At 46.2% G+C, this 15907-nt stretch carries 14 protein-coding genes and 1 other RNA gene; 4 read left to right on the top strand and 11 right to left on the bottom strand.

The features are described from left to right. Positions 1-16: 16 nt before the first annotated feature. The 11 genes from murG to rsmI form a co-directional block, all read right to left on the bottom strand. Complete coding sequence (gene murG / locus J4N37_RS02040) at positions 17-1084, bottom strand: undecaprenyldiphospho-muramoylpentapeptide beta-N-acetylglucosaminyltransferase (RefSeq protein WP_252041580.1); 1068 nt, start codon at positions 1082-1084, stop codon at positions 17-19. Next, complete coding sequence (gene ftsW / locus J4N37_RS02035) at positions 1071-2267, bottom strand: cell division protein FtsW (protein WP_252041578.1); 1197 nt, start codon at positions 2265-2267, stop codon at positions 1071-1073. Before ftsW ends, murG begins: the two co-directional genes overlap by 14 nt. Positions 2268-2285: 18 nt before the next feature. Continuing rightward, positions 2286-3599, bottom strand: a complete 1314-nt coding sequence (gene murD / locus J4N37_RS02030) for a UDP-N-acetylmuramoyl-L-alanine--D-glutamate ligase (protein ID WP_252041576.1) — start codon at positions 3597-3599, stop codon at positions 2286-2288. 49 nt (positions 3600-3648) lie between these two features. Then, a complete protein-coding gene (gene mraY, locus J4N37_RS02025; RefSeq protein ID WP_252041574.1) occupies positions 3649-4731 on the bottom strand; it encodes a phospho-N-acetylmuramoyl-pentapeptide-transferase in 1083 nt (360 codons plus the stop codon). Next, a complete protein-coding gene (locus J4N37_RS02020; RefSeq protein ID WP_252041572.1) occupies positions 4731-6095 on the bottom strand; it encodes a UDP-N-acetylmuramoyl-tripeptide--D-alanyl-D-alanine ligase in 1365 nt (454 codons plus the stop codon). Before J4N37_RS02020 ends, mraY begins: the two co-directional genes overlap by 1 nt. Next, positions 6092-7573, bottom strand: coding sequence for a UDP-N-acetylmuramoyl-L-alanyl-D-glutamate--2,6-diaminopimelate ligase (murE, locus tag J4N37_RS02015; protein ID WP_252041570.1), 1482 nt, complete (start codon positions 7571-7573; stop codon positions 6092-6094). The genes J4N37_RS02020 and murE overlap by 4 nt, the downstream gene beginning before the upstream one ends. Positions 7574-7627: 54 nt before the next feature. Then, positions 7628-9412 (bottom strand): penicillin-binding transpeptidase domain-containing protein, encoded by a 1785-nt coding sequence (locus J4N37_RS02010; protein WP_010445851.1) that lies wholly within the window; start codon positions 9410-9412, stop codon positions 7628-7630. Further along, the gene (gene ftsL / locus J4N37_RS02005; RefSeq protein ID WP_010445849.1) at positions 9409-9726 is read right to left on the bottom strand and encodes a cell division protein FtsL; all 318 of its coding nucleotides are present in this window, start codon (positions 9724-9726) and stop codon (positions 9409-9411) included. The genes J4N37_RS02010 and ftsL overlap by 4 nt, the downstream gene beginning before the upstream one ends. Before the next feature lie 5 nt (positions 9727-9731). Then, positions 9732-10682: a 16S rRNA (cytosine(1402)-N(4))-methyltransferase RsmH gene (gene rsmH, locus J4N37_RS02000; RefSeq protein WP_010445846.1), complete on the bottom strand. Its 951-nt coding sequence runs from the start codon at positions 10680-10682 to the stop codon at positions 9732-9734. A 190-nt stretch (positions 10683-10872) separates the two neighbouring features. Next, an RNA gene (rnpB, locus tag J4N37_RS01995) (RNase P RNA component class A) lies at positions 10873-11301 on the bottom strand. Positions 11302-11584: 283 nt separating this feature from the next. Continuing rightward, entirely contained in the window at positions 11585-12448 is an 864-nt protein-coding gene (rsmI, locus tag J4N37_RS01990) for a 16S rRNA (cytidine(1402)-2'-O)-methyltransferase (RefSeq protein ID WP_010445844.1), read from the bottom strand. Between the two features lie 68 nt (positions 12449-12516). Here rsmI and J4N37_RS01985 point away from each other — a divergent pair, with 68 nt between their 5' ends. Genes J4N37_RS01985 through J4N37_RS01970 form a run of 4 tightly spaced genes read left to right on the top strand, consistent with a single transcriptional unit; the run spans position 12517 to position 15880 of the window. After that, positions 12517-14328 (top strand): penicillin-binding protein activator, encoded by a 1812-nt coding sequence (locus J4N37_RS01985; protein WP_010445842.1) that lies wholly within the window; start codon positions 12517-12519, stop codon positions 14326-14328. Further along, positions 14315-14683 carry a YraN family protein gene (locus J4N37_RS01980; protein WP_252041568.1) on the top strand — a complete coding sequence of 123 codons (369 nt, stop codon included), beginning with the start codon at positions 14315-14317 and terminating at the stop codon, positions 14681-14683. Before J4N37_RS01985 ends, J4N37_RS01980 begins: the two co-directional genes overlap by 14 nt. A 3-nt stretch (positions 14684-14686) precedes the next feature. Beyond that, complete coding sequence (locus tag J4N37_RS01975) at positions 14687-15277, top strand: phosphoheptose isomerase (RefSeq protein ID WP_252041567.1); 591 nt, start codon at positions 14687-14689, stop codon at positions 15275-15277. A 21-nt stretch (positions 15278-15298) separates the two neighbouring features. Continuing rightward, entirely contained in the window at positions 15299-15880 is a 582-nt protein-coding gene (locus J4N37_RS01970) for a BON domain-containing protein (RefSeq protein ID WP_045386532.1), read from the top strand. Positions 15881-15907: the final 27 nt, after the last annotated feature.

The raw sequence follows: 15907 nt of genomic DNA, 5'->3' as shown, positions 1-15907 counted from the left end.
TATTCTCAATAATTCGTTAACGCTTTTCGGTCAAAGCGACAATGGCCTGTGCGACAACTTTGTCTGCGTTCAGTTTTGCAGCGCTACGCGCTTGTTCAGCCATTGTAAGTAAAGCTTGTCGATCCAATTGTTGGATCTGCTGAGTCAATGCCTCAACAGTTAAATCTGGTTGTTCTATCATTTTTGCAGCGCCGCAATCTACCAGATGGTCCGCATTCAAAGCTTGCTGACGGTCTTTATGCATAAATGGAACAAAGATGGCACCTACACCTGCCGCCGATACTTCAGAAACGGTTAGCGCTCCTGAGCGACAAACCAAAAGGTCAGCCCATTCATACGCTTGTGCTACGTCATCAATGAACTCTGTTACTTCTGCATTAGCCACACCATTGGCTTGGTATGCCGCATTCACTTCTTCAGCAGAACCTTTACCTGCTTGATGACGAATACAGTAATCTTCGCCTAATTTCGCCATTACTTCTGGCAGAGTTTGGTTAAGAATGCGTGCGCCTTGGCTGCCACCCATCACCAAAATACGAATTGGACCTTGTCGCTCTTGCATGCGTGTAACAGGAGCATCGAGCTGGGTCACATCTTCACGAACGGGGTTACCGACTACTTCCGCATTTGGGAAAGCACCGGGGAAAGCTTGGAATACCTTCTTCGCTATTTTTGACAACCATTGGTTAGTGAGGCCTGCCACGGCATTTTGCTCATGCAAAACCACTGGAATACCACTCATCCAAGCAGCAATACCACCAGGACCACTAACGTAACCGCCCATACCAAGCACTGCATCGGGCTGCCAGCGCTTCATATGAGCACGAGCCTGCATGACGGCATTGATGATCTGAAATGGTGCCGCAAGAAGACGCTTAACACCTTGACCTCGTAGACCTTTTACTTTGATAAAGTCAATTTCAATACCATGTTTCGGCACTAAATCGGCTTCCATTCTATCCGCGGTACCCAACCAGCGAATTTCCCAGCCTTGCTCTTGTAGCTGCTTCGCTACTGCAAGACCTGGGAAGACGTGACCGCCAGTACCACCGGCCATCACCATCAAACGTTTATTTTTCTTCATCGACTTGTTGTTCTGATTCTTTCTGGCCGCGCTTCAAGCGGCATTCGTGATCGATTCGCAGCAAGATTGATACTGCTACGGACATGATAATAAGACTCGAGCCACCATAACTTATCAGCGGCAGAGTAAGACCTTTGGTTGGAACAATACCGGCAGCGGCGCCAACGTTAACCAAAGTCTGAAAAGCAAACCAAATACCGATACCAAACGCGAGGTAACCACCAAACATTTCACCTTCTTCGAAAGCACGTTTGCCAATGTAAACTGCTTTAAGTACCAAGCTAAAAATCAGCATAAGGACCAAGACAACACCAACAAAGCCTAGCTCTTCCGCCAATACTGCAAATACGAAGTCGGTATGCGCTTCAGGTAGGTATTCGAGTTTTTGAATTGAGTTCCCCAGACCTTGACCAAACCACTCGCCGCGGCCAAACGCCATCAGCGACTGAGTGAGCTGGTAGCCACTACCAAATGGATCTTCCCAGGGGTCTAAGAAAGAGGTTACACGTCTCATCCGGTAAGGTTCTATAAGAATCAACCCGACAACCGCCCCAATACCAGCAATCATCAATGCTAAGAATTGAGTCAGTTTAGCCCCTGCGATAAATAGCATGCCAAAGAGGGTCACCAACATTACGACGACTGTGCCTAAGTCTGGCTGGCCGAGCAGTAATACCGCTAAGAATGCAAACACCATAATTGGCTTCATAAAGCCACCAAAGAAGGTTTGCCTTACTTCTTCTTGCTTACGTACTAGATAGCCAGACATAAAAATAAACAGCGATAACTTAGCGACTTCCGCTGGCTGTAAGTTAAATAGCCCTAAAGGAATCCATCGCGATGCGCCATTGACCGATTTACCCGCCAGTAACACAATGATGAGTAACGCAAATGAAATACCTAGTAAGTAGTGACTGCGCTTAAACCATTGTTCTAAAGGTATCTGAAGGATCACACATGATGCACCCAACGCAAGCACCAAGAACGTGGCATGTCTAAACATGAAATGGAAAGGCTGATCAGTCAGGCGCGAGCTGATTGGAAATGATGCCGAAGTCACCATCACCAAACCCGTTAACATCAAACCCAGCGCAATCCAAACAAGCTGGCGATCAAATAGCGCCTCTGGAGCAGGATGCTTAAGCCAAGTGCCAATGCTGCGTTTAACGTTACCTAAAACCACGAAGTGTGTAACCTTTAATTATGCGTATTTATTAGCAAGAGCTGCAAATGCATCACCTCTTGCCATAAAGTTATCGAATTGATCAAAGCTAGCACAGGCCGGAGACAGCATCACCATATCACCCGTTTTTAACTGCGAAGATATTTGTTGAATCACATCTTCCATAGTGTCAAAGCGAGTTGCTGATTCATGCAATGGCATAAACTCATCACCATCTGCGCCAAAACAACACAGTTGCAAGTTAAGTGTTGCGAAGATCGGTTTTAGTGGAGTGAAATCCGCACCTTTACCAACACCGCCAACAAGCAAGTACAGTTTACCTGTCGACTCTAGGCCAGAAAGTGCAGCCATAGTGCTCGCGATATTAGTTGCTTTAGAGTCATTCACCCATTTTACGCCCCGATTATCCGCAACCACTTGGCATCTATGTGTCAAACCAGTGTAAGTTTTCAGTGCATTCAAAGCGTTATAATAATCAACGCCCGCAGCTTTCAGCAGCGCAAGTACAACCAATGCGTTAGCAAGGTTATGCTTTCCGACAAGCATCAACTCATCGCTGGCGATAACACGCTGACCATGATCAAGCAGCCAAGTCCGTTGACCATCAGACTCTAGACCGTAGGCTTGATCATCGCAGCCAAACGTGACAATTGGCATATCAACATCAGGAAAAGTTTCTTGATCATCACGGTTCACGATGGCCAGTTCAGCGTTGTCAAAAATGCGCAGCTTAGCTTGTCGGTAGTCCGCCATGCCGTCATACCGATCCATGTGGTCTTCCGAAAGGTTTAGAAACGCCGCCGCTTTAAGCTTCAAGCTCGAGGTAGTTTCTAGTTGGAAGCTCGACAGCTCAAGCACATACAAATCTGCGTCTTGTTCTAGCAAATCAAGAGCAGGAACACCGATATTGCCACCGACACCGACCGTTAAACCTGCAGCTTTCGCCATTACGCCAGTGAGATCGGTAACTGTGCTTTTACCGTTCGAACCAGTAATCGCAATGACAGGCTTATCGACTGTCCAAGCGAAGAGTTCGATATCACCGACAACCAACGTGCCTTTGGCAAGAACCGCTTGGATTTCTGGTGTTGCTAAGGCGATCCCTGGGTTGGTCACAACTAAATCGGCTTCTGCAAGCCACTCGGTATTCCAACCACCACTGTGCAACTGAACTTGCTCAGGTAAACGCTCTGCACCAGGAGGCGTAGCACGCGTATCGATGACTTTAACCGTCAGTTGCGGCTGTGTTTTTGTTAGGTGTTTAACGACAGAGAGCCCGGTAATACCGAGCCCTACAACGACGACCTTATGTATGTTTTGCCAACGTTCCATATTCGATCACAAAATTATAGTCTTTCCAAACAGTAAGCCTGTCCAAAAATTAACGAACTTTAAGTGTTGCTAGCCCAATTAAGACAAGAACAATAGAAATAATCCAGAAGCGTACAATAACACGAGGCTCTGGCCAGCCTTTCAACTCGTAGTGATGATGAATTGGTGCCATTCGGAAGATACGCTGCCCACGCAGTTTGTAAGAACCGACCTGCAAGATTACCGATAATGTTTCCATTACAAACACACCACCCATGATAACCAGAACGAGCTCTTGGCGAACCAGTACTGCAATCGTCCCGAGTGCTCCACCAAGTGCTAGTGAACCGACATCACCCATGAAAACCTGGGCAGGATAAGTGTTAAACCACAAGAAACCTAGGCCAGCTCCAACAATCGCCGTACAGACGACAACCAATTCAGAGGCGTGAGGAAGGTACGGAATATGTAGATACTCTGAGAAATTGATATTACCTGTTGCCCACGCAATCACAGCAAAGCCGGCAGAAACCAAAACCGTAGGTAAGATCGCCAAACCATCTAGACCATCGGTCAAGTTCACGGCATTACTCGTACCAACAATCACGAAATAGGTCAGGATTATGTACATAAATCCTAGCTGAGGCATGATGTCTTTAAAGAATGGCACCACCAGCTGAGTAGCAGCAGTGTCTTTACCGTATGCGTACAGTGCGAACGCGACAACAAACGCGATCAATGACTGCCAAAAATACTTCCAACGAGCGACTAGACCATCGGTGTTCTTACGAACAACTTTTCGATAATCATCAACGAAACCCACAGCCCCATAGCCTAATAACACGGTTAATACCGCCCATACGTAAGGGTTAGATAAGTCAGTCCAAAGAAGAATGGTAATAGAAATTGCAGCCAAAATCATGATACCACCCATTGTTGGAGTACCACGTTTGCTAAAGTGAGATTCTGGACCTTCGTTACGTACGACCTGACCGATTTGCAACAACTGTAGTCGCTTGATCATGATTGGCCCCATCCAAAGAGATAAGCCAAGTGCAGTTAGTACGCTTAAAATCGCTCGGAAAGAAAGGTATTCGAACAATCGAAAGAAAGAAAAGTATGGCTGTAGCAGCTCGGCAAGCCAAATAATCATTAAAAATACTCCTTCAAAGCAGCCGCTATTTTAAACATTCCCGCACTGTTTGCACCTTTAACCAGAACGGTATGGTTGTCAGAACTAGCGAGGGTAAGGTGCTGCTTGATGTAGTCAATCATCGCTTCATGTGTTTCAAAATGAACGCCGGAACAAAGGTCACTAATAACCTTTGCATCACAGCCATACGTCAACACATGTTCAAAATTTTGTGGGGCAGCATGTTCTCCGACTTGACGATGAAGTGCAAGACTTTCGTCTCCCAATTCCGCCATATTGCCCAAAATCAACCAACGTTGGCCTTGAAACGTACCAAGAAGATCAACGGCGGCTTTCATTGCCGGAACACTTGCGTTATAGCTATCATCGATCAATTTAACGTGAGCATTAAGTTGCTCAACTTCAACTCGGCCTTTTACTTTACTTAAGTTCTTCAGACCAGCTTGAATATCCTCGACCTTCGCGCCCATATTAAAAGCAATGATGGAAGCAGCGATGGCATTTGCAACGTTATGCTGACCGATAATACCCAATTCAATTGAGCAGCTCTGCTGCCGAGGTTGATCATGGAGAACAAAGCTCGCTTCTCCTGAGGTATTTAAAACGATATTAGACGCATAATAGTCAGCATTTGAATGATTTTGTGAAAATGTAATGACATGCTTGTCAGACAATACCTCTTTCCACATTACCTCACCCTGACTGTCTAAATTTACGATCGCGACACCGTTTGATGGCAAGCCCTGATAAATCTCACCTTTAGCTTGCTTAACACCATCGATTGACCCGAACCCTTCTAGGTGGGCAGCTGCCACATTATTAACCAACGCAATGTCAGGATTGACGAGTTGAGTAGTATAAGCAATTTCACCAATATGGTTTGCTCCTAACTCAATCACAGCGTAATCATCTGACGGCTGAGAACGAAGCAGTGTTAATGGCACACCGATATCATTATTAAAATTGCCAGCAGTAAACAACACTTGGCCTTTTGACTGAAGAATACTCGCCACCATCTCTTTCACTGTCGTTTTGCCACAACTGCCAGTGATCGCGACGGTTGGGGTTCCACACTGCTTATGAACCCAGGCAGCCACATCACCCAACGCGATCTTACTATCGTCAACAACGACTTGAGGTACATTCACATTAACACGCTTTTGTACCAATAATGCGCCCGCACCGGACTCCACCGCTTGGTGGCAAAAATCGTGAGCATCAAAACGTTCTCCAACCAAAGCAACAAATAAAGCGCCTTGTTCGATAGCTCGAGTGTCGGTCGAAACAGACTCAATAGATAGATCATTGCCAACTAGCTCACCGCCGGTGATGTCCGCAATTTGAGAAAGCATTACTGTGATCATGATGAAAGCCCCAATAGTGTCATGGCTGACTCGCGGTCAGAGTAATGGACGGTTCCAGAATTTAGAATTTGGTAATCCTCATGGCCTTTACCCGCCAGAAGGATAATGTCTTGCGAAGAAGCATGCTCAAGGGCGTAAGACAACGCTTTAAAACGGTCATGCTGCACAATCGCCTCAGCCGGTTTCGTTAGACCAGCCAGCATGTCTTTCATGATCAGCGCTGGATCTTCACTGCGTGGGTTGTCATCAGTAAGCACAACTTTGTCACCCAAACGTTCGGCAATTTCCGCCATCATCGGGCGTTTACCCGCATCGCGATCGCCACCGCAGCCAAAAATTGCCCACAGTTCACCTTGACAATGAACACGCAGAGCTTGTAATGCTTTCTCTAGAGCATCTGGAGTATGCGCGTAATCCACCACCACTTTTGCATTACCACTTGATTGGAATAATTCCATGCGCCCTAAGACTGGCTGCAATTGGCTTGCTGTCGTTAGTAAATCTTGCTTATTAAAACCGAGGCTAAGCAGCGTTGAGAAGGCCAACATCAAGTTCGCCGCATTGAACTCGCCAATAAGCGGCGCATGCAAGGTTCCTTCACCAAACTTGCCATCAAATTCAATCGTAATGCCAGATTCCGCATACTTGATGTGGTTTGCATATACGCTCTGAGAAAATTCTGTGGTTGGTTTAAGTGATACGGCAAGCGCGTTGTTCAATTGCTTCGCCCATGCAGCTCCTACTTTGTCATCGACGTTGATAATCGCGTGAGTGCATTGATGCTGAGTAAACAAAGTGAGCTTCGCGTTTGCATACTCTTCCATCGTGCCATGGTAATCCAAGTGATCACGACTTAGGTTGGTAAATACGCCCACCGCAAAAGATAACGCTTTAACGCGACCTTGAATCAAACCATGAGAAGAAACTTCAAGCGCTGTGTATTGCGCATTTTGCTCCGCTAGAGAAGATAATGTCTTTTGAATTTCGACCGCATTACCGGTGGTGTTTGCAGCTTCTTGTAGGCTATTAAGGAAGCCATTGCCAGTAGTGCCCATGACTGCCGCTTTTGAACCAATTAAATCAATCCATTGTGCAATGAGCTGAGTGATGGTGGTTTTACCGTTTGTGCCGGTGACACCGATCAAATCCATATTTGGGTAAGGATACAAATGACCAGCAATTTCAGATAAGCACTTGTCCAACGCGTCGAGGTATATCACGGGTACGTCATCAACAATCTCAATCATGCCATGCGTTTTTAGGTCACATGCCTGAGCAAGAACCGCATTTGCACCTTGTTCAATTGCTGCTGGGATAAACTTACGTCCATCCACAACGTGACCAATAATGGCAACAAAGGTAGTGCCTGATTGGACTCTACGACTGTCGAGTTCCAATTCAGAGACAATAATCGACGACAGGCTGGAGCAATCAACCCAATTTGAAAGCAGCGTGTCCATACTGATGGCTTTAGTCATATCTGTTCTCCGAGCTACAGCCCAACTCTTAATGCTATCGCAGCAGGTTCACACCTACTGCTGGAATTTATTTTCGTCTGGGGCAACATTAAGGATTTGTAATGCGCCCTTCATGATTTCCGAAAAGACAGGCGATGCGACTGAACCACCATAGTAATCATCACCTTGCGGTTCGTTAACAATCACCACTAATGCAACTCGCGGATCACTCACGGGTGCGAGGCCTGCGGTATACGTAATGTATTCATCACTGTAACCACCAGCGGCGGCCTTACGTGACGTACCTGTCTTTGCTCCAACTCGGTACCCAGGCACCGCAGCTCGACGAGCTGAACCACCTTTCTGAGTTACGGTTTCGAGCATATCCAGAACTTGACGAGCATGTTCTTTACTGACCACCTGGCGAGACATATCTCGATCGTTGCTCTCGATAATATGAATAGGCTCGTACTTACCTAAATTCCCCAATGTCGCATAGGCATGTGCAAGTTGAATTGGAGTTATCGACAAGCCGTAACCAAAGGCAATGGTGGCACGTTCAATTGGAGACCAACGCGTTCTGGTCGGAAATATACCAGTTACCTCACCAACTAGGTTGAGCCCTGATACTTCACCGAGACCAACCGAACTATACAGTCCAAGTAAGGCTTCTACTGGCATCTGCATCGCCAACTTAGTCACACCAATGTTACTCGACTTCTTAAGAATTTCAGTCAGGCTCGCTTTGCCAACTTTCGATACATCTCGGACTCGACTACCACCTAGCTGAAGGATACCGTTCCCGGTATCGACAATGGTATCCTTGTCAGCAACACCGTTTTCAAGCGCTGCAAGAATAACAAATGGTTTGATCGTTGAACCAGGCTCCATGGAATCGGTAATAATGCGATTACGCATCTTATAGCTCTGCCAATCACTGCGGTTGTTTGGGTTGTAAGACGGTGCGTTTACCATGGCTAATACTGCGCCCGTTTTAACATCTAACATAACTGCAGACCCCGATGTCGCCCGATGGTCAGCGACCGCTTGCTTAATTGCGCGGTATGCGATGGCTTGTAGTCTTTGATCGATCGTTAACTGTAGAGGCTTACCTTCTTCCTTTTCCTCTAGAGAAATATTTTCAACAACTCGTCCGTATCGGTCTTTTCGAATTGTTTTTTTGCCAGCTTCGCCTGTAAGCCATTTATCATAACTACGCTCAACCCCTTCTAGGCCGTGTCCGTCGATACCTGTAACGCCCACAAGGTGTGCACTCACTTCCCCTGCTGGATAATAACGACGTGATTCTGACTTAAGCCCAACGCCTGGCAACTTCAACTCACGAATGTAGTTTGCCATCGCTGGGCTCACTTGGCGTTGCAAGTAGATAAAACGGCGCTTTTCGTTCTTTTTGATTTTTTCAATCAAGCCTTGACGATCTAAACCCAGTACGTCCGCTAAGGCGTACCAGCTCTGAACTTGGTCTAGCGCTTTATCTTTGAAAATTGTAGCAGGATCGGCCCAAACGGCTTCAACAGGTACACTGACAGCAAGAGGCTCTCCATTTTGGTCAGAGATGATTCCTCGAGCAGATGGAAGAGACTTAACGCGCACAGAGCGTAAGTCACCTTGTTTGATCAGGTTATCTGGCTCAACAACCTGTATGTATGCAACTCGGCCAACCAGCAGTGCAAAAGCACAAAAAACGAAGAATAGTAAGAGGTGAAATCGCCATCGAATTAAGAACGGGTTATCGACTGCTTGAGGAGAACTCGATTTAGTCAATGTGTCTTTCTTATCGACCTTTGGCTTTGAGGAGGAAGTCTTCCCTTGCTTAGTCTTGGTTTTCTTTCCAATCATTTTAGTGTGATCACCACTTCTTTATCGCCATCAGGACGCTTCATTTCTAACTCTTTTTTAGCTAGGTCTTGAACACGACTGTGCTCTGCGAGCGCGGTTTCCTCTAGCATCAAGTTGCGCCACTCATTATCTAAACGTTCTCGCTCAACTAAAGTGAGATCTTTTTCAGTAATCGCTTGGCGAGCGTGATGAGTAGCAAAAACCACCCCCATTGCAGATGCAAATATCAACAACATCAGCAATAAGGACCATCGACCAACGGTTATCAAATCCATTGCGATCAATTTAGCGAGGTTAGGAGTGGTTTTCGTCATGATTATTACAGTTTTTCTGCAATACGAAGAACTGAACTACGAGAGCGCGGGTTCATCTCAATCTCTTGCTTGGTAGGCTTAATCGCTTTACCAATAGGCTTCATGTTCGCGCTACCAAGTGCGCGAATTTGCTCTTCTGTCATCGGGATCCCATGTGGCACTTCAGGGCCTTTACTTTCTTTGCGGATGAAGCGTTTTACCATGCGGTCTTCCAACGAGTGGAAGCTGATCACTGACAAACGACCTTCTGGTGCCAGAATGCTCGCAGCGCCTTTCAGTGCTGTATCAATTTCTTCTAGTTCACTGTTGATGTAAATACGGAATGCTTGGAAAGCACGAGTCGCTGGGTGCTTTTTCTCTTTGAAACTTTTTGGCGCCGCATCTGAAATCAGCTTGGCTAACTGACCAGTACGAACCATTGGCTCGTTCTCTTCATCTTCACGGTATGCCACGATTGCTTTTGCAATACGACGAGCATGCTTATCTTCACCAAACTCACGAATCACCCAAGTAATATCATCTAAGTCGGCTTCCATGAGCCATTGAGATACGGGAATACCTGATGTTGGGTCCATGCGCATGTCTAGCGGACCATCTTTCATAAAGCTAAAACCACGTTCAGCATCATCGAGTTGCGGGGAAGAAACACCAAGGTCTAGCAATACACCGTCCACTTTACCAACAAGGCCATACTCTTCTGCGTATTTCGCCATACCTGAGAATGGGCCATGAATGATGGTGAAGCGCGGGTCGTCGATTTTTCCCGCTTCAGCGATTGCCTGCGGGTCACGATCGATGCTGTATAGTCGGCCGTTTTCACCTAGTTTCGACAAGATTGTTCTGCTGTGACCACCACGGCCAAATGTTCCATCGATATAGGTACCGTCGGGTTTGATAGCCAAGCCATCAATGGACTCATTTAATAACACAGAGATATGTTGGAATGTTTCGGTCATAGCTTTCTCGTTGAATGATCTTGAAGCGATTTCTAGGGCATGTAGACCTAGTGTACTGATTTCCCACATCATCGCCACTACAAGTCTAAAGTTAGACGTGATTCAGCGCCAAGTTTATTGGTAATGACATAGTTTGCGTCAATAAAATGCAAAAAACCCATCACTACCGAAGTAATGATGGGTCTCGAATAGGTGGAGCCGACACATAAGCCGGGTTCTGTTCCGCTTGCGCGGCGGTAGCCATTCGTCTAGGCCAGCAATCACTCACTGGCTCGAGCAACCTACCCGCCTCCTTACGCGAGCAACGCAATGTGGAGGCCTATTTGGTCTTGCTTCAGGTGGAGTTTACCCTGCTACGAACTATTACTAGTCGTCCGGTGCGCTCTTACCGCACCCTTTCACCCTTACCTGTGCCCTAGGGCCATCGGCGGTCTTCTCTCTGCTGCACTTGTCGTAGGCTTGCGCCCCCCAGGCGTTACCTGGCACCTTGCTCTATGAAGCCCGGACTTTCCTCCCCTTTGTCAGTCTCCCGAAGGACGTCAACGTCAGTCTCCCAAAGGGACTTCGACGTCAGTCTCCCGAAGGACATCAACAAAGCAGCGACTACCCAGTCAGCTCCGAGGGCGGATTGTATAGAGTTATCCCCTAAGAGTCTAGTGAGATCACAGAAATGCTGAAAACGGTCGGTTAAGTGGTCAAAAAGGCAGCGCTCTAAAAGCAGAGTGCTCCCGAAGCGCCAACTTCCATAAGCAAAAGGGGAGCCGCGTTAACGACTCCCCTTATCAATCTTATCTAAACAACTCTGAAAGCTAACGACTCTTGAACGAAACTACTAAAGCCCACTTCTCGGCCCTCGCCTCTCGAAGCGAAGCATTCCTGAAGTGTCAGCGTTCTGAGAGCTTCTAGCCCAGATTCTCTAAACCCCACTTATACAGTGCGTTTTTCTTGAGGCTATAGATCTCTGCGGCAAGTGCTGCGGCTTTCTTCAATGGCAGCTCTTTCGTCAAAATACCCAGCGTACGGGTTGCTTCATCTGGCAAGGTATCTTCGGTTGAATCACGGTGACCGTGGATAAGCAGCACCATCTCACCGCGCTGTTGGTTGTCATCACTCTTGACCCACTCAATCAGTTCACCTAGAGGCATTCCTTGAATGGTTTCAAAGGTTTTCGTTAGCTCACGCGCCAAGACAACTTCTCGTTCAGGACCAAGAACATCTAACATATCTTGTAGAGAGTCTAAAATACGGTGTGGTGACTCATAGAAGATACAAGTGCGTTCCACTGACGCAATTTCCAAGAACTTGTCTTTACGACCTTTGCTTTTCGGTGGTAGAAAGCCTTCAAAGCTGAAACGATCTGATGGTAAACCAGAAGCACTTAACGCAGTGATGACTGCACACGCACCAGGAAGAGGCACAACTCTTACGCCCGCTTGACGACATTTTGTTACCAAATGGTACCCTGGATCGCTAATTAGTGGCGTTCCAGCGTCAGAGACTAAAGCAATAGACTGACCTGAAAGTAGTTTTTCGACCAAGGCTTGCGCTTTTTGCTGCTCATTGTGATCATGCAAAGCAAAAGTTTTAGTTTGGATATTGAAGTGAGACAGTAATTTGCCCGTATGTCGAGTATCCTCTGCGGCAATGATGTCCACATTCGACAGAACTTCGATAGCGCGTTGTGTGATATCCGCTAAATTTCCGATTGGAGTCGGTACGATGTAGAGAGTTGGCCCCTCATTTGGCAACTTATTTTTATCTGTCATTTGTTTAGCATCACTTCAACGATTAATATAGAGACAATTTTGTACAAAATTATAGAGAACTCACGGCAATGATGAACCATAAGAGACTCAGTGTACCACGCTTACTCACTCCTGTTGCACTGGCAATTACGTTGGCAGCTTGTTCCTCTGGTCCAAAGCAACCAGACAGCGTAGACATTACGCTAGAGCCAACCCAGTCAGTTCAAAACTACATGATTCAAGCAGATAGCACTGAAGGTAGCCTACAGAATGATTGGCTTATTATGGCTTCTAAGGCTGCTATCCAGGCAAATGAATTCGATCAAGCTGAGTTACTACTAAAACGTCTTTCACGCCAACAACTTACTGACGTACAACAAGCTGAGTGGCAATTAACACGTGCGACGTTGAAACAGAAACAGGGCAATTACCAGCAGCTATTGCAAGAGTTGAACTTTCAGCCGTGGTGGAAACTACCAACGGAGCAGTGGAAAGATTATTACTCCCTTCGTGCGGATGCCTTCCAAAGCTTGCACAAACCCTTTGATGCAAACCGACAACTGGTTGCTCTTAGTCAGTACTCATCGCCATCTGAGCAAGCCGCTATTTCAAGTCGAATCTGGATGAACTTTGCAAGTTATTCAGAATATGAGCTGACCTCACTGCGCACAGAAGCGAGTGAAGATGTTCTAGATGGCTGGCTTCAGCTAGCAATTTACGCGAAAACACTTGCAGGCAATATACCTCAATTAAAAAACACGCTTGAACGCTGGTTGAGCGAAAACCCATCGCACCCAGCAGCCGTTTATACACCTACGGAAATCAAAAATATTTTGGCGTTAGAGATTGTTAAGCCAAACAATACAGCCTTATTACTTCCGCTTACCGGTAAGTTCGCCCCTCAAGCTCAATTGATTCGAGATGGCTTTATTTTTGCCATGATGAATGATGAGTATCGTGATCCTAACGCTACGCTAACAGTCATTGATACCCATGCGTACAGCGCTGATGAAATCAAGCAAAGACTTATCGATGATCGTATCGACTTCGTTGTAGGACCATTGCAAAAAGAAAACGTGACTTTGCTACAAACAAGCTTGGATGGCACCTCAAATGGCCCACACATTCCAGCCTTGGCACTCAACATCCCAGAAGATGTACAACCTGGTAATGAAATTTGCTACCTAGCACTCTCACCTGAACAAGAAGTTGCACAAGCAGCGAAACACCTATTCAGCCAAGGTTATCAGTTCCCAATGATTCTCGCGCCAAGTGGTTCATTTGGTCAACGTGTTGTTGAAGCCTTTAATGCCGAATGGGCTAAGTACAGTTCAAACAAAGTGGCAACTAGCTACTTTGGTGATAAACGCCAATTGCAAAAAAATATCAACGGAGTTTTTGGTCTACAAGAAAGCCAGCAACGTATCGCTCAAATGCAATCACTGCTACGCACCCCGCTAGAAACTCAACCTCGCAGCCGAAGAGATGTTGATGCGGTATACATTGTTGCACGCAGTTCCGAGTTGACGCTCATCAAGCCATTTATCGAAGTTGCAATCAACCCTGACGCAAAACCGCCGCAGCTATTCTCTAACTCGCGCAGCAATAGTGGTGATACTGTATATGAGGATCTCACGGGGATTATTTACAGTGATATTCCATTGCTAATTGATGCAGACCCAACAGTGAAAGCTGAAATGACAGAGCTTTGGCCAAACCAGTCAAATATGGAAAAACGTCTAGAGGCTCTAGGTATGGATGCTTACAAACTGATGGGCGAATTACCACAAATGAAGGTGGTTCCAGGCTACTCCGTACCGGGCCAAACAGGCACCCTAAGTATTGATAACAACTGTGTCGTACAACGCGAGTTGAGCTGGGCTGAGCGTGGGGCTCTTTAGTAAGCGACAAATTGGTAATCAATACGAAACCCTGGCGAAGCAGTATTTGCAGCGCCAGGGTTTGCGCTTGTTAGATCAAAATTATCTGACTAAAGTCGGCGAAATTGATTTAATCTTCCAACAAGGTGAAACTATCGTCTTTGTTGAGGTCAAATATCGTAAGAATGATAGCTTTGGCTCAGCAGCAGAAATGGTCACCCGCGCAAAAATGCGTAAACTAGTCAAAACAGCCCAAATTTGGCTAAGCCAGCAACAGCGCTCGGCGTACAATATCGATTATCGGTTTGATGTGGTCGCCATTCACGACAGTGGTCGAGACATCAACTGGATACAAAATGCAATCTCTGAAGGATAAACGATGCTAGACAGCATTAAAGACAGTTTTACAGAAAGTATTCAAATTCAAATTGCGGCAGCAGAAGCACTGCCAGACGCCATTACTCATGCAGCTCAAGCCATGGTCTCGAGTTTGCTCAATGGCAATAAAATTCTATGTTGTGGCAACGGTGGCAGCGCGTCGAACTCTCAGCAGTTTGTTTCATGCCTTTTAAACCGATTCGAGACTGAACGCCCTAGCCTACCAGCAATGGCCCTAACAGCAGACAACACGACGTTGACTGCCGTCGCCAACGACTACCACTACCAAGAGATCTTCTCTAAACAGGTGCGTGCTTTTGGTCAGCCTGGCGATATCCTACTAGCGATTTCAACCAGTGGTAATAGCAAGAACATCATCAAAGCAATGGAAGCTGCCGTAACGCGTGATATGACGATCATCGCTCTTACGGGTAAAGATGGCGGTGAGATGGCAGGTCTGCTTGGCGAAAACGACGTAGAAATTCGCATTCCTTCTCATCGAACTGCACGTATTCATGAAGTTCATATGTTAACGTTGCATTGCCTGTGTGATTTAACCGATCAGGTGCTTTTCCCTGAACACGACGAATAACTAGCCGGAGAGTATTACGCTATGATGCGATGTCTTGTCATCTTACTTACGATGTTCAGCCTAAGTGGTTGTGCAGGGTTGTTTATTGCTGGGGCTGCCACAACAGCCAATATAGTAACTGATACCCGTACAACTAAAGAGATATGGCAAGACAACAACATCGAGTTCGAGATTGCAGCTCTAGGAAATAAAGCCCCGTTTAAAGGTCAAGTTCGTGTAGTGGCTAGTTCTTATAACGGAACAGTTGTATTAATGGGCCAAGCACCAACACAAGCGCTAGTGAATGATCTAGAGTCTAAAGCTCGAGACGTAGAAGGCGTCAAGAATGTTCACAACCAAATTAAGTTGAAAAAACCGCTGAGCGTTACAGAAATAAGTAACGACAGTTGGATCACCACAAAGGTTAAATCAGCACTGCTTACAGATAGTGAGCTCAATGGTGTGAAAGTTAAAGTAATCACTGAAGACAGTGAAGTTTTCTTGTTCGGATACGTGACCGCTGAACAAGCGAATAGAGCCACCGATATCGCCAGAAATATCTCTGGTGTAAAGCAGGTAATTAAAGGTTTTCAGTATGGTGAAACGACCTCAGAAACCGAATAGTTGGCAATTAACAAGCAATAAAAAAGC

The sequence above is a fragment of the Vibrio sp. SCSIO 43153 genome, from assembly GCF_023716625.1.
GTDB lineage: Bacteria > Pseudomonadota > Gammaproteobacteria > Enterobacterales > Vibrionaceae > Vibrio > Vibrio rotiferianus.
The sequence above is the reverse complement of the archived record's forward strand: the minus strand, read 5'-3'. Positions and strand labels throughout refer to the sequence as shown.

What these genes read in the sequence shown, in the direction of transcription:
- J4N37_RS02020 (WP_252041572.1), bottom strand. Translation starts at nt 6,095, where the DNA reads ATGATCACAGTAATGCTTTCTCAAATTGCGGACATCACCGGCGGTGAG.
- rsmH (WP_010445846.1), bottom strand. Translation starts at nt 10,682, where the DNA reads ATGACCGAAACATTCCAACATATCTCTGTGTTATTAAATGAGTCCATT.
- mraY (WP_252041574.1), bottom strand. Translation starts at nt 4,731, where the DNA reads ATGATTATTTGGCTTGCCGAGCTGCTACAGCCATACTTTTCTTTCTTT.
- rsmI (WP_010445844.1), bottom strand. Translation starts at nt 12,448, where the DNA reads ATGACAGATAAAAATAAGTTGCCAAATGAGGGGCCAACTCTCTACATC.
- ftsL (WP_010445849.1), bottom strand. Translation starts at nt 9,726, where the DNA reads ATGACGAAAACCACTCCTAACCTCGCTAAATTGATCGCAATGGATTTG.
- J4N37_RS01975 (WP_252041567.1), top strand. Translation starts at nt 14,687, where the DNA reads ATGCTAGACAGCATTAAAGACAGTTTTACAGAAAGTATTCAAATTCAA.
- murD (WP_252041576.1), bottom strand. Translation starts at nt 3,599, where the DNA reads ATGGAACGTTGGCAAAACATACATAAGGTCGTCGTTGTAGGGCTCGGT.
- J4N37_RS01970 (WP_045386532.1), top strand. Translation starts at nt 15,299, where the DNA reads ATGATGCGATGTCTTGTCATCTTACTTACGATGTTCAGCCTAAGTGGT.
- J4N37_RS01985 (WP_010445842.1), top strand. Translation starts at nt 12,517, where the DNA reads ATGATGAACCATAAGAGACTCAGTGTACCACGCTTACTCACTCCTGTT.
- murG (WP_252041580.1), bottom strand. Translation starts at nt 1,084, where the DNA reads ATGAAGAAAAATAAACGTTTGATGGTGATGGCCGGTGGTACTGGCGGT.
- J4N37_RS02010 (WP_010445851.1), bottom strand. Translation starts at nt 9,412, where the DNA reads ATGATTGGAAAGAAAACCAAGACTAAGCAAGGGAAGACTTCCTCCTCA.
- murE (WP_252041570.1), bottom strand. Translation starts at nt 7,573, where the DNA reads ATGACTAAAGCCATCAGTATGGACACGCTGCTTTCAAATTGGGTTGAT.